At 43.7% G+C, this 13,635-nt stretch carries 10 protein-coding genes and 3 tRNA genes; 7 read left to right on the forward strand and 6 right to left on the reverse strand.

Features of this window, described 5'->3' with window-relative positions:
• Positions 1 to 39: 39 nt before the first annotated feature.
• Together SVI_RS02185 and parC are read left to right on the forward strand one after the other, a co-directional pair.
• Entirely contained in the window at positions 40 to 1,203 is a 1,164-nt protein-coding gene (locus tag SVI_RS02185; RefSeq protein WP_041419591.1) for a PQQ-dependent sugar dehydrogenase, read from the forward strand.
• Entirely contained in the window at positions 1,200 to 3,473 is a 2,274-nt protein-coding gene (parC, locus tag SVI_RS02190) for a DNA topoisomerase IV subunit A (protein ID WP_013049753.1), read from the forward strand. The genes SVI_RS02185 and parC overlap by 4 nt, the downstream gene beginning before the upstream one ends.
• A 91-nt stretch (positions 3,474 to 3,564) precedes the next feature.
• Here parC and SVI_RS02195 read toward each other — a convergent pair whose 3' ends face one another.
• Positions 3,565 to 3,756 carry a bacterioferritin-associated ferredoxin gene (locus tag SVI_RS02195; RefSeq protein WP_013049754.1) on the reverse strand — a complete coding sequence of 64 codons (192 nt, stop codon included), beginning with the start codon at positions 3,754 to 3,756 and terminating at the stop codon, positions 3,565 to 3,567.
• Between the two features lie 414 nt (positions 3,757 to 4,170).
• Positions 4,171 to 5,097: a D-2-hydroxyacid dehydrogenase gene (locus SVI_RS02200; RefSeq protein WP_013049756.1), complete on the reverse strand. Its 927-nt coding sequence runs from the start codon at positions 5,095 to 5,097 to the stop codon at positions 4,171 to 4,173.
• Positions 5,098 to 5,157: 60 nt separating this feature from the next.
• Here SVI_RS02200 and SVI_RS02205 point away from each other — a divergent pair, with 60 nt between their 5' ends.
• Positions 5,158 to 5,490: a DUF3392 domain-containing protein gene (locus SVI_RS02205; RefSeq protein ID WP_013049757.1), complete on the forward strand. Its 333-nt coding sequence runs from the start codon at positions 5,158 to 5,160 to the stop codon at positions 5,488 to 5,490.
• A 555-nt stretch (positions 5,491 to 6,045) separates the two neighbouring features.
• Here the strand turns inward: SVI_RS02205 and SVI_RS02210 are convergent.
• The 4 genes from SVI_RS02210 to rsgA form a co-directional block, all read right to left on the reverse strand.
• The gene (locus SVI_RS02210) at positions 6,046 to 9,252 is read right to left on the reverse strand and encodes a mechanosensitive ion channel domain-containing protein (protein WP_013049759.1); all 3,207 of its coding nucleotides are present in this window, start codon (positions 9,250 to 9,252) and stop codon (positions 6,046 to 6,048) included.
• Positions 9,253 to 9,433: 181 nt separating this feature from the next.
• Positions 9,434 to 10,309, reverse strand: a complete 876-nt coding sequence (locus SVI_RS02215) for a DMT family transporter (RefSeq protein WP_013049760.1) — start codon at positions 10,307 to 10,309, stop codon at positions 9,434 to 9,436.
• 38 nt (positions 10,310 to 10,347) lie between these two features.
• Positions 10,348 to 11,211, reverse strand: coding sequence for an archaetidylserine decarboxylase (gene asd / locus SVI_RS02220; RefSeq protein WP_013049761.1), 864 nt, complete (start codon positions 11,209 to 11,211; stop codon positions 10,348 to 10,350).
• Positions 11,212 to 11,246: 35 nt separating this feature from the next.
• Complete coding sequence (gene rsgA, locus SVI_RS02225) at positions 11,247 to 12,302, reverse strand: small ribosomal subunit biogenesis GTPase RsgA (protein WP_013049762.1); 1,056 nt, start codon at positions 12,300 to 12,302, stop codon at positions 11,247 to 11,249.
• Between the two features lie 112 nt (positions 12,303 to 12,414).
• On the opposite strand from rsgA, the gene orn reads away from it, so the two are divergent.
• The 4 genes from orn (at position 12,415) to SVI_RS21325 (ending at position 13,541) form a co-directional block, all read left to right on the forward strand.
• On the forward strand, positions 12,415 to 12,960 hold the full coding sequence (orn, locus tag SVI_RS02230; protein ID WP_013049763.1) for an oligoribonuclease: 546 nt from the start codon (positions 12,415 to 12,417) through the stop codon (positions 12,958 to 12,960).
• A gap of 189 nt (positions 12,961 to 13,149) precedes the next feature.
• Positions 13,150 to 13,225 (forward strand) — tRNA-Gly (locus SVI_RS02235).
• Between the two features lie 127 nt (positions 13,226 to 13,352).
• Positions 13,353 to 13,428, forward strand: a tRNA-Gly gene (locus SVI_RS02240).
• Positions 13,429 to 13,443: 15 nt separating this feature from the next.
• Positions 13,444 to 13,541, forward strand: a tRNA-Gly gene (locus SVI_RS21325).
• Positions 13,542 to 13,635 lie beyond the last annotated feature (94 nt).

Genomic DNA, 13,635 nt, shown 5'->3' on the forward strand with positions numbered 1-13,635 from the left:
GCCTCCAATAATTAGAATAATTAGGCAATTAAAACAATAATGTTGTTGAATCAGAAAAAAAATCAACGAAGGTGGAGCATAGTGTTTGCTTGCGCCGCTGTGCTATTTAGCCAAAAATTACTGGCCGCACAGCCCATGATGATAACCGTCACTAAAGGCTTCGGCTTAACCCTCTATGCCTCAGAGCTTGGTGATGCCAAGCAGATGGCACTCGGAGATAAGGGCACGCTATTTGTTGGCTCCCACAAGAAGGGTGCCATTGTGGCTCTGGTCGATAGCAATGCCGATGGCCGAGTCGATAAGCGCTACACAATAGCAAAAGGCTTAGATAATCCAGAAGCTATCGCTTTTCACCATGGTGACCTCTATGTGGCTGTCGATGAAAAAATAGTTAAGTTTGTCAATATCGAGAATCGCTTGCGTCGGCCTGGGCGCGGTAAAGTCATTTATGACCGCCTGCCAGGTAAGAGCAATAAGAGCCGACGTGCTATGCATTTTGGTCCAGATGGTCGCTTGTATGTGGCTATAGGTGCACCTTGTAATGTCTGTGAGACAGTCGCTCCTTTTGGCAGTATTATTGCCATAGACTTAAAGACTGGCGGTAGCGAGCAAGTCGCAATGGGCATTCGCAATGTGACGGGATTCGACTGGTCGCCTATTGATGGTGCCTTATGGTTTGCCGATGAAGGACGAGATTGGATGGGGGATAGACTTCCTCCCGATGAAATTAATCGGCTAGAAAAAAACGGAGAGCACTTTGGTTTTCCCTATATTCACGGTGCTTCGGTTATAGAGCCTGCCTACGATAAGCCTAAAAACCTGAAAATAACTCTGCCTAACTACGAATTACCTGCCCACGTATCTCCAATGGGCCTGCATTTTTATCGTGGGCAGCAGTTTCCTGCTAAATATCATAATCAGATGTTTGTCGCCGAAAATGGCTCCTGGAATCGTTCGAGTAAAATTGGTTATCAGGTGGTGATGTTAGCGATTGAAGGGCAGAAGGTCATTAAGCGCAGTACTGTGGTTAGCTTCTTAGATGGCGGTTTTCCCGTAGCAAGACCTTATGGTTTATTAACGGCTCCCGATGGAGCCATGTATATATCGGATAATCTTAAAGGCAATATCTACCGTTTGTATTACAAAGATACCGTTAAGAAAAAAATAGAACAAGCTGCGCAAGCAGAGGATACTGAAAAATGAATGATGCAATAGATTTAAGTCTCGATGGTGTAGAGCAGATGTCGATGCGCCGCTTTACGGAAGATGCTTATCTAAATTATTCCATGTACGTCATCATGGACCGGGCCTTGCCGCATATTGGTGATGGTTTGAAACCAGTCCAACGCCGTATCATCTATGCCATGAGTGAGTTAGGTTTATCGTCTCAGTCTAAGCATAAGAAATCAGCACGTACAGTGGGTGATGTATTAGGTAAGTACCATCCTCACGGAGATAGTGCCTGTTATGAGGCCATGGTATTGATGGCGCAGCCTTTCTCATACCGATATCCACTGGTCGATGGTCAGGGAAACTGGGGAGCACCAGATGATCCCAAGTCATTCGCTGCTATGCGTTATACCGAAGCAAGATTATCGAAGTTTGCAGAAGTTCTGCTCAGTGAGTTAGGACAAGGCACAGTCGATTGGGGGGTTAATTTCGATGGCACAATGAAAGAGCCATTGGTGCTGCCGTCTCGCCTGCCGCATATTTTACTCAATGGTATTACAGGCATAGCCGTGGGTATGGCGACAGATGTACCGCCGCACAACACCCGAGAATTAGTTGCTGCTTGTGTTGAACTCTTGGACAATCCTAAAGCGGATCTCGAGCGTTTGATGGAGTTTGTGCCTGGCCCTGACTATCCTACCGAGGCAGAAATTATCACCTCCAGGGCGGATATCACTAAAATTTATGCGACCGGTAAAGGTTCGATAAAGGCGCGAGCGGTTTACGCTATTGAGAATGGTGAAATCGTCATCACGGCTCTACCACATCAGGCCAGTGGTGGTAAGATCTTAGAGCAGATTGCCGCGCAGATGCAGGCTAAGAAGCTGCCTATGGTTGTCGACCTCAGGGATGAATCTGATCACGAGAATCCGGTCCGTATCGTGGTGATACCGCGTTCTAATCGCGTCGATTGTGATCAACTCATGGCTCACCTGTTTGCGACGACAGATCTGCAGAAAAATTTCCGAGTGAACCTGAATATCCTGGGACTTAACGGGCGACCCCAAGTCAAAGGGCTTAAACAGATCTTGACCGAGTGGTTGGAGTTTCGCTTAACAACAGTGACTCGAAGAATCACCCACAGACTGGATAAGGTTTTAGCCAGATTACATATTTTAGAAGCCTTGATGGTTGCCTTTCTTAATATCGACGAGGTGATAGAGATCATCCGTTATGAGGAGAACCCCAAGGCCGAATTGATGTCGAGATTTAAGGTCTCTGACATTCAAGCCGATGCTATTTTAGATCTTAAGTTGCGCCATCTGGCCAAACTTGAAGAGATGAAGATCACATCGGAGCAGGGTGAGCTGGCAACTGAGCGAGACAAGCTACAGCTACTGCTGAGCTCAGATAGACGCCTGAAGACCCTGATCAAGAAAGAACTTATACAAGATGGTGAAACCTACGGTGATGATAGGCGTTCTCCTCTAGTGGAGCGTAGCGAGTCTAAGGCGCTGACAGAACATGAATTATCTCCGGTAGAGGCGGTGACAGTTGTCTTGTCCGAGAAAGGCTGGGTTCGCTGCGCCAAGGGACATGATATCGATGGTAATGGATTGTCTTACAAGTCTGGAGATGGTTTCCTCTGCTCCGCGGCGGGTCGAAGTAATCAGCCTTCGGTATTTATAGGTTCAACCGGTAGAGCCTTTGCTACAGAGACTCATACCTTACCCTCGGCGAGAAGCCAAGGTGAGCCCATCACCACGCGTTTTAACCTGTCACCGGGTGAGGTGATGGAGCATGTTCTGCTGGGTGATGAAGATAAGTTCTATCTGCTGGCTTCTGATGCTGGTTATGGATTTGTCGGCTCATATAAAGATATGGTGTCTAGAAATAAAGCGGGTAAAGCCCTGCTCAGCCTGCCGGCTAACGCTAAAGTCATTAAACCTAAGTTGGTGGATAAGTCGAAAGTCGAGTCTATTCTGGCCATCACCAATGAAGGCAGAATGTTGCTATTCTCTATGGAAGCCTTGCCTCAGTTATCTAAGGGCAAGGGGAATAAGATCATAGGCATTCCAACGGAAAGAGCGAAGAACAGAGAAGAGTTGCTCACACACCTGTATGTGGTCCCCGAAGGTACTTCTGTGACTCTTTGGGCTGGTAAGCGTAAGCTGACGCTTAAACCCAGTGATTTAGAGCATTATCGTGGTGAGCGGGGTAGGAGAGGGGCTAAATTGCCACGGGGATTACAACGTGTCGATAGCGTGGAACTTGGCGATGGAAGCAGTGAGTCTATCGACTAGCCAATCACTAGTCTGAAATAAAAAAAGCTGCCGATGGCAGCTTTTTTTATGGATTCTTTATTAAAGTAACTAGGTAAAAGATGAGTCCCCGTTAGGCCACTTCGTAATACTTAGGTTCTATGTCCAATTGTCTCTGGATTATCTGGCCGGCCATCTTAGTACACTTACCGCATTGGCTGCCGACACCCAAACGTTGCTTCACATCGGCCAGTGAGACATCTCCCTGGCTAACGGCTTCTTTTATTTGTGTATCGGTAACGGCGAAGCAAAGACAAACGTACATTAAAATAGGTCCCCTAATAAGATGACAGAATTATAAATGAAAACGATTCTCAATGCTAATATCAAAAATGTATAAGTAAAATGTGAATATATGCCGGCCGTTATACCGAAATGAGAATTACTGCTGAAAATGGAGAAACTTGGATTTTGAGAATTTGAGATAGAATTTGTAAAGCTCTGAGTAAAACCTGAAGCTAGTTGGTGCAGGATTGGGTCCCATTCTTGGATGGTGCAGATCTTGGAGAGCAGATGCTTGGCATAAATAATAAGCCTAAGGGTGATAGTCATTCACATAGGATACTGGTCGAACTTTTTTCAGAATAATCAGAAACAGATGTAATTAAATCGGTTTCATCCCTGGATTAAAGTACATAGAGCAGATAAGTAACTTGTTATTAATTGGGATAATGAATTGTTAGTAACCACGCTCGAAGTTGACTCCATGGGAAAGCCGCTCGCCTCTTAACAGCTTATGGTAATTATTGGCAAAAATTTCCACAACCAGCTCGGGAAATCTAGGAGCGGAAATGTGTGGCGTAATGATGACATTTTCCAATGTTCTTATGGGATGATGTTGGGGTAATGGTTCCTGATTGAATACATCTAATATCGCATTTTGATCGCGGTTTTGTTTAAGCTGTAAATACAGGGCATTAAGATCCAGCACATCGGCTCTGCCTAGATTAAATAAAATACCATTGGGCTTCATCATTGATAAGGTTTGGGCGTTGAGTGCCTTTCTGGTATCTGATGTGCTTGGCAGTATGCTGACAATAGCATCTGCTTGGGGAAGATAGTGGGGGAGATTGGATAGGGTGTCGATATTATCGAAGCCAATCGTTGGCTTAGCACCACGATTTATACCTGTGACATGCATGCCAAAACGCTTCGCGGTTTGAGCGATATGTTTGGCTATATTGCCGGTTCCAAGCAGAAGTAAATGTTGACCTTGAAGCGTCTTGAAGCTAGTCGGTCGCCAAGTTTTCTGTGCTTGTTGCGACCTATATATAATGCGCTTATGCTGATGAATAAGTAGAGAATCAAACAGGTATTCGCTCATCAAGGGGCCGAATATTCCTCTGACATTTGTCAGCTGATAATCTTTTCTTTGACGTGGTTTTACCAAGGCACCCACGCCGGATAAGGTCGACTGCATCCAGAGAATATGCTTGCTATGAGGAAGCAAGGGCGCCGCGAGAGCTGGGTCAGCCAGCCAAATATTGGCTTGCGTAATCTGGTGAGTTTCATCACCAAGAATTTCAATCTCAGGTAGATGGCAAGATTTCAGCAAAGATCTGTAACCTTCATTATCACTGGTGAGTAATAGCAACTTGTATCTCATCTTAACTCCCCCTATGCTACTGAATTATCTTGTCTTTGGAATCTGATTGAGGATTTGAGTGTGGAACATATTATTTCAGTATTTCATCAAGTTGGCTCTTTGCTCTATCCTTGGCTCAATGAGATTTCAACGGCTATTATCGCTTGCTTCTTGATTGTGTTTGCAGCCGATTTCAATCGGCTGATTAGCCGGAAGTTGACTGGGCGATCATTTATATTACGAACGTTAGTTTTTGTTTTCATCAATGCATTCGGCTATGGGCTATTAATTGTGACAGCCAGTCCCTTTCTTGCAAAACAAATGGCTCAGGTGTCGGCCCATTGGCTATTACTTCTCGTTATCAGTATTTTTATATTTATTGGTGTCTGGGCTCAGCGAAATAAGCAAATTTAGCCAAGTTTACATATAGTTTAGGTGGCTATTGAGTTTTTTGCGCGACAAATTCCGTTTGCCACCGCGCAGCTTATGTTATCTATACAGAGGCGAAGTTTTGGCGAAGCTTCGCTTATATCAGGATAAATTTTGTAAAGACCGAACGTCTAGATATGGAAAAAGGGTCATAGGTGAAGCATGTATGCATAGTTTCAGCCCTTGTAACCACTCTAGGGCCACTGCTTAGAACAAGTCTACCACTAAAGGTCTGAGGGCCATTCAGGTGGAATTTAGTCAGAAATCCATAATGAGTGAATTAGCTTCTCTAGGAGGACATTGACTGATTCTTCTAGGTTAGGTATCGAAATAACTCTAGGTGGTTTATCCCTGCCATAGTGTGGGGGAGGTTTTCAGTCAACCTTGAGAGAACTTAGATAACAGCGAGTTGCTCTTCAATTAATCCAGTGTCATTACTCTTGCTATCTAAGAGGGTAAGAGTACCTAATTCACTCGCTTTACTCAGGGCCGCATGTTGCCCCCTGGGCAATTACGGCACCTAGTGAGCAATCATAATTATTAGCTTCTGATCAGTCCCTGGGTTTCTTTGCTCTGAGTGTTTTTTATGTGCACTTCTAGTTGCGGGTATGCGAGTTCAAGTTGGTTTTCTTGCAGCTTCTTATTGATGGCTTTATGCAATGTATGACGAAGAGGCCAACGAGTATTCATGTCTTTGGCATAGGCACGAACTTCATAATCTTGGGTGTGTTGTCCAAATCCCGCAAACCAGACCTCGGGCTCAGGGCTTTCTAATGCATCTTCACATCCTTCGACGGCTTGATATAGCGCAGCTTCGACTCTGGCGGGATCTGAGTCTCTCGCGACAGAGACATATACTATGACGCGTGTGATTGGATCAGAGAGGGACCAGTTGATGAGTTGTTCGGTAATGAAGGCTTTATTGGGAATAATGATCTCTTTTCTATCCCAGTCAACGATAGTCGTTGCACGGATCTGAATCTTACTTACATTGCCAGTGAGCTCCCTTATGGTCACAGTGTCACCAATTCTCACCGGTTTCTCGAACAAGATGATCAAGCCTGAGATGAAGTTAGCGAAAATTTCCTGCAATCCAAAACCCAGTCCCAATGAGAGTGCCGCGACCAGCCACTGTAACTTGGACCATTCCATGCCTAAGGTTGAAAAACCACTCAAAATACCAAAAAATACCACCAGATAACGACTCACTGTGGTGATGGCAAAGCCTGTTCCTTGGCTCAAATCCAGTCGTTGTAATATGGTTAGTTCGAGTAAACCGGGTAGGTTGGTGGCTATCATAAGTGAGAAACCAACTATGATCAGCCCAAGGAAGAGTGATTTTAAGGTGATAGGGAGCTGTTGCTCTATGCCGTTAACCAAGGTGTTACTGGTCCAGAGAGTCACATCATCGAGCAATGAGAATAATGCAGTGTGGGTCTGGCTCCAAAGGCCGATTAAACTTGCTAAGAAAGCCAATAGTAATAATGAACGTACCAGTCCCAGAGATTGACTGGCCATGGTTTCTAGATCGACACCTGGCTCTTCATAGGTGTCTAGGGGCTCGGTATTATTTTGTGGCTCTTCATCACGTTCACGTTCACGTTGAAGTAATATCTCTGCACGTCTGGCTTTAGCACGATCGAAGGCTATGCGTCTCCTTTCGATGAACATCCAACGTTTTATCAGTTGATAAAGCAACATGAAGCCTAATGACAGTAACAGGGAAAGTTGAAGTTGCAGTAATACCTGAAACGCTGTGTAGTAATAACCTCTAAAAGCTAAGATGGCGCAGACTGGGGGGATGAGTAGCAGCACTCCCCACAACAATCTTTGGAGTAATTTTTTATTCTTGTCATCTTGGTGTTGGTGTTTGTGCTTCTTAGATAAGGATAAAATATCCCGATAGAAGCCAAATAGGAAGATACTGAAAATAATGAAGGCGCCTCGGCCAATACTATTTCTCAGTACTGAATTATCGATAAATTCGGTGAATCCCATGACCCCAAAGAAAGGTATCGCCATGATGATAAAGGTTTTAAATCTGAGTTGACCTTGCCTGATTATACTTGCTTCACTTTTAAAGTGACCTATGAGTAATCCCTGTTCCAGTGCCAGTAGGTAGGTAAAACGGTAGAACAAGTAGAGTAAGCCTATGACTAGTACTCCCATGCCGATAGCTGCTGTTAAGTTCAGACTGGAGAAAAGCAAGATGGCACCAGCGGCGATCACAGGTAGTGGTTTAATCACGCTGTAGAGTAAAGAGTTACTTAGGGCACTGAAGGTGTAGCTAAACTGATCTTGGGTAACATTACCGACAAATGTGATGTCGTGAGCCATGACTGACTTAAACTTAGGTGTTAGTAGATCTTGAGTGACTAAACAGAGCACGAACAAGATGATCCACCAAGACCAGTATTCACTTTGTTCATCGAGGGAAACTGATATGTCAGACCAAACAGATTGGCCCATAAGCCATTTCACACTCTGGAAAAGATCGGTGAACCATAATTTATCAATGGATTTAGCATTCGGTACCCAAAAAAGGTGCTCGTTAAGAATGCTTGTTAGGGTGATGTTCTGTTGGGTTAACTGCTCATAAATCACTCTTAAATCTGAGAGCTTACTCAAATAAAGATCTTGGCTCTGCAAGAGCTGTGTGATCAAGTCATTCTGTGAGGTGAGCAGCCTAGATTGAATCTTGGTTAAAGGCTCATTGGTTACCAGTTGCTGGTTGTTTATCGTCAACTCTTGTTCAAGTTGATACCTTGTCAGTCTTGCCTGAGCTATTTGTGCTTCTAGTTTATCTTGATTTGGCGGTGCGGGTAGAGATTGCAGCATCTGTAAAAAGCGCTCGCCAAATGCAGAATTTAATTTAATCAAGCCTACTTGTTGTTGGATATTGGTCAGCTGTTTTGCTTGAACTTGATAGAGGTTTTCGGCAGTTTCTTGTGTGAGAACAATTAGATTTGTATCTTTAGTGAGGCCCTTTAGCTTATTGGCATAACCTAAATTTAATCGGCTCAGTTGTTGGGTCAGTGGGGATTGCTCGGCTGAAGTCTCAAACAGACTCTTGGCTATAGTGGCATCTGTTTTCTTTTGTCTCTGCTTAGCAGTGGCCTTATTGATCTCTTCGATCAGGCTCTCTTGTTGTGATAGCTGATACCTGACCAGTAACATCTGCTGCTGATTGAGGTTAATACGTTTTTGGCTACTTGCCTGTTCAGCCTCTAATGCCTCCAGAGTCTGAATATAGAGCTGACGCTGTGCCTTAAGTAGCATATCTTGATTGGTGTCAGAGTCATCGATTTTATTTTTTTGATGCTGAGTCAAAGATTGTCGAGCAGATGCTATATCTGACGGTAGTCGGTTATGCTGCTTGATTAAATCAGTCGCTTTTGTATTGAGTTGGGCTTCTATTTCTTTGAGTTCAGAGAGTCTTAAATAGGCGAGTGAAGCTTGCTGAGTGGGGCCATTATTCTTGGATCTAGGGAGCGGTGTCTTAGCCTCTTTCAGTTGCCGATCTAGGCTGAGCTTATGCCCTTGGTAGTTGTTGATCAACTTAAGGTAATTGTTTTCTATTAACGCTTGTTCTTCAATACTATGCTGAATATGTGCGAGCTTCTGCTCGGTTGTTAAATCGGTCGAAACTGGCAGAGTGAGTCCCAGACGTTTATTGAGCTCGAGTGGAGAACCGGCGACGGCACTGAAGCCAGTTAATGCAATGAGAAGCAGAAAAATAGTGCGCATAGTATGAAGTATATTCGGATGCAGGTTAGAGAAAGAGACAGGGATATCTTATCAACAAAACAGGCTTACTATAGCTTCTTTTGTTTATCTATTTTTGTGACTCTTGTCGGAAAATAGAAATATAAATGAAAATCATCATAACCAGTTTCGAATTTCTTACTATCGAGTCAAGAAATGCCAGCTATTTGGCTGTCTTTCGATTCCGTCGAGTTTCGAAAATGGCTGTTGCGACAACCAATAAACCGCCTATAGCGGGTTTAATATCTAGCTGTTCACCTAAGAATAACAAAGCTAAAACAGCACCATAAAAAGGTTGCAAACAGGATACTAAGCTTACCGTTTTAGCGCTAAGGTGGCGTAAGGCCGTAGTAAATAGTGCGTGGGGGGCTGCGGTGAATATGACCCCGAGTAATAACACCAGTCCCCAGGTAGATTGTTCAATTTGACTGAATTCTACCGTATTCCAAGGGGCAAGGAAGAGGACGGCTACGCCTGTTTGGTAAAACATTGCCTGGGAACCTGAGTAGGCTGAAAAATACCTCTTATGCAGCAGGTTACGCGCGGTAAAAAACGCAGCAGATAAGATTCCAAGGGCTATGCCCATAGTGACATCATTACCTAGGCTAGCTTCGGGAATGAGTAGTATGACTCCTAGGAGTACGGTGATCCCACTAATAATATCACTTCGTTGAATGGGGTTTCCTGTGATAATGGGTTCAATAAAGACTGTCATCACGGGATAAGTAAAGAAGGCTATCATGCCTATAGCGACGGAAGAGAGCTGCATAGAGGCAAAGTAAGTAACCCAATGCAGGCTGACTATTATACCTAGCCCTAAGGCGATGAAATAATCTTTCGTGGCGTCGAGTGACAAGGTTTTTTTGCTGGCTTTGACTATGCAGGCTAAGACAACTGCGGCGACTACGCAGCGTAGTAGAGTGATATTTAATGCGCTGAGAGGGATAAGCTTGGAGAAGAGTGCCGTACCACCAAATAGCAGTACGGCGAGATGTAACTCTAATAAACCAGCTTGTTTATTACTAGCAGTTTGGTTCATTACAACTCCGTATACTGACCCAAGGCTATGAGATCAGATTAATCCTCTATTTTTGCGAATGCCTGTCCCATGCGGGTCACAGCTTTTGGCACTACACCGTCGGCAAATTCATCCAAAGCATCTTTAGCGAACAGCATGACAACCGTACTGCCTAGCTTGAACCTTCCCATCTCGGCACCTTTTTCAAGGGTTAATGCCTCTGGTCCTTCAGTCGGGTAATCCCAAGTAAATACTTTTTTACCACCGGGTGGTGTAATGGTGCCTGCCCAGACGGTTTCTATACTTGCGACTATGGTTGCACCGACTAATACCATGGCAATAGGACCTATTTCGGTCTCAAAAATGGCCACTACACGTTCGTTACGGGCGAACAGTCCAGGAACATTCTCAGCGGTTAATGGGTTGACGGAAAATAACTCACCGGGAACATAAGTCATCTTCGACAAGGTTCCTTTCAAAGGCATATGAATTCGATGGTAGTCTTTTGGTGCTAAGTAAATAGTAGCGAAATCGCCATCTTGGAAACGTTTGGCATCATCGGCTTGATCACCAAGTAGTGCAAGTGATGAGTATTCATGTCCTTTGGCTTGAAATATCTGTCCGTCATTAATGGGACCACATTGGCTTATCGCGCCATCTACAGGATGGACAATATAATCCTGATCTTTTGAAAGCGGACGTACACCAGACTTGAGGGATCGAGTAAAAAAATCATTAAACGTCTTATAAGCTTCGGGTTCGCTCTGTGCGGCCTCACTCATATCGATTTTGTATTGTTTAATAAACCACTTTATTGCAGCGGTCGTTACCGAACCTAATTCAGCGGCTGCTAATTTCCCTACCAGGCGAGAGACTAGATGTTTAGGCATCATATATTGCAAAGCAATTTTTACTTTATCCACGTGTACTTCCCTTCAAAAATATTGCGATTTACCTGTTACTCATCACTGGCTCTAAACTGTCTGGCATGGCGCATTTCATTTAGGCTGGCGATAATTTTATGATAATTCTTGTATCGGTCTTCCGCTATCTTGCCATCATTAAATGCATCGGTGATGGCACAACCAGGATCATTTTTGTGCTTACAATCTCTGAATTTGCAAGTACCTAGATATTCCCTGAATTCGATAAAACACTCTCCCACTCTTTCGGGGGGCAAGTGCCATAGTGCAAATTCTCGGACTCCCGGAGAATCAATCAGATCCCCTCCGCTAGCAAAATGCATTAACTTAGCCGTTGTGGTGGTGTGTTGTCCCAGGCCTGAGTTTTGAGAAACATCGCCAATAGCTAGCTCGGCATCAGGCATCATAGCGTTAATGATTGATGACTTACCTACACCGGATTGGCCGACAAAAATACTCACTTTTTTATTCAATAAGGCTTTTATGTCATCGACACCTTGGCCGGTATGACTGCTTATTTGGTAGACTTGATAGCCTATATCTCGATAGCGTTGGAGTGCTGCTTCCACTTCTGGACGATCTTCATCGCTAAGTAGATCGATCTTATTGAGGACGATTATCGGTGAAATACCTGTGTCTTCTGCGGCAACTAAGTAACGATCGATTATTTGAGTCGTAAAACTAGGCACAATCGAAGAGACAATCAAGATTTGATCGATATTCGCTGCAATGATCTTGATACCGTCATAGAGATCCGGCCGAGATAGCAGTGAAAATCTAGGATGAACGGCTTCAACCACGCCGGCTATTGTGGACGACATTTCCACAGCCAAACGCACGATCACCTTGTCTCCAGTGACCAGGCTCTGAATATTACGGCGAATATTACACCGTACAACTTGCCCAGATTCGGTTTCAACATCGGCATGCTGGCCGAAACGAGAAATAACAGTTCCGAGCTGTTCAGGCTCAAGTGAACTATCCTGTAATTCAGGGGCATTGCTGCCTGAATCTTTCCGTTGTAGCCTTTTATCTTGATTGGCTCGCATACGGCGTCTTTGACCCTGACTTAGGGGTTTCTTTTTACTCACAGGTTCGTCATCGTAAATAAGGTGATTTTGTGTAGCTTAAAAAAGCAGTATGATACACGGTCTTAAACAAAAAAGCCTGAATTTAGGCAAACAGAAAGAATAAGGCAGATCTATGGTTGTAGATGCAAACAATCTCATTTGGGTAGATTTAGAGATGACAGGGTTAGATCCCGAGACCGATAGGGTCATAGAGATCGCAACAATAGTGACAGATAAAGAGTTAAATATTCTTGCTGAAGGACCTGTAATTGCGATTCATCAGACTGATGAACAACTTGCAACAATGGACGACTGGAACCAAAAGCACCATGGGGAGTCAGGATTAGTCGAGCGAGTGCGTAGTAGTCAGTATAATGAAGATGATGCCATTGCAATGACCATAAAGTTTATTTCTCAATATGTCCCTCAGGGCGTATCACCTATGTGCGGTAACAGCATAGGGCAAGATAGACGCTTTATGAATAAGTACATGGGAAAGTTAGAAGACTATTTTCACTATCGTAATATAGATGTAAGTACCATCAAGGAACTTACTAGACGTTGGAAGCCAGAGCTTATGGACGGCTTTACTAAGCAAGGAACACACAAAGCTCTAGTGGATATCCAGGAATCTATTGCCGAATTGCAGTATTATCGAGCAAAAGTATTCAAAATTTGACCAAACAGACATTTATTTTCAAGAAGGGGTTGCAGCAATATGAAATTCTCCTATAATGCGGCCTCAACTTTTGCTGCTTGTGCAGTATAAGCTTGTAGAGAAAATTCAGCGATATTAGCTCAGTTGCTAAAGGTGATAGACGATACCTTAAGTGATGTTTACAGTTTAAGTTGTTTGAAAGGAAAATTTGCGACATTAGCTCAGTTGGTAGAGCGATACCTTGCCAAGGTATAGGTCATCGGTTCGAACCCGATATGTCGCTCCAAATTACAACTTAGAGATTTACCAAGGTCTTTAAGAAAAAGTTTTAAGCGACATTAGCTCAGTTGCTAAAGGTGAAAGACGATACCTTTTGTGATGTTTAAAGTTGAAGTTGTTTGAAAGAAAGATTTGCGACATTAGCTCAGTTGGTAGAGCGATACCTTGCCAAGGTATAGGTCATCGGTTCGAACCCGATATGTCGCTCCAATTTAAAAAGATTAAGCGACATTAGCTCAGTTGACTCTTTGTTTAGAGCAAAAGGGCGACACCTTGCCAAGGTATAGGTCATCGGTATTTTGTTTCGAATCCGATATGTTGTTTCAATCTAGATTTAAAGATTTACCAAAATCTTTAAATGAAAAAGTTTTAAGCAACATTAGCTCAGTTGCTAAAGGTGAAAGACGATACCTTTTG

This window comes from Shewanella violacea DSS12, from assembly GCF_000091325.1.
In the GTDB taxonomy this organism is placed as follows: domain Bacteria; phylum Pseudomonadota; class Gammaproteobacteria; order Enterobacterales; family Shewanellaceae; genus Shewanella; species Shewanella violacea.

What these genes read in the sequence shown, in the direction of transcription:
- SVI_RS02185 (WP_041419591.1), top strand. Translation starts at nt 40, where the DNA reads ATGTTGTTGAATCAGAAAAAAAATCAACGAAGGTGGAGCATAGTGTTT.
- parC (WP_013049753.1), top strand. Translation starts at nt 1,200, where the DNA reads ATGAATGATGCAATAGATTTAAGTCTCGATGGTGTAGAGCAGATGTCG.
- SVI_RS02195 (WP_013049754.1), bottom strand. Translation starts at nt 3,756, where the DNA reads ATGTACGTTTGTCTTTGCTTCGCCGTTACCGATACACAAATAAAAGAA.
- SVI_RS02200 (WP_013049756.1), bottom strand. Translation starts at nt 5,097, where the DNA reads ATGAGATACAAGTTGCTATTACTCACCAGTGATAATGAAGGTTACAGA.
- SVI_RS02210 (WP_013049759.1), bottom strand. Translation starts at nt 9,252, where the DNA reads ATGCGCACTATTTTTCTGCTTCTCATTGCATTAACTGGCTTCAGTGCC.
- SVI_RS02215 (WP_013049760.1), bottom strand. Translation starts at nt 10,309, where the DNA reads ATGAACCAAACTGCTAGTAATAAACAAGCTGGTTTATTAGAGTTACAT.
- orn (WP_013049763.1), top strand. Translation starts at nt 12,415, where the DNA reads ATGGTTGTAGATGCAAACAATCTCATTTGGGTAGATTTAGAGATGACA.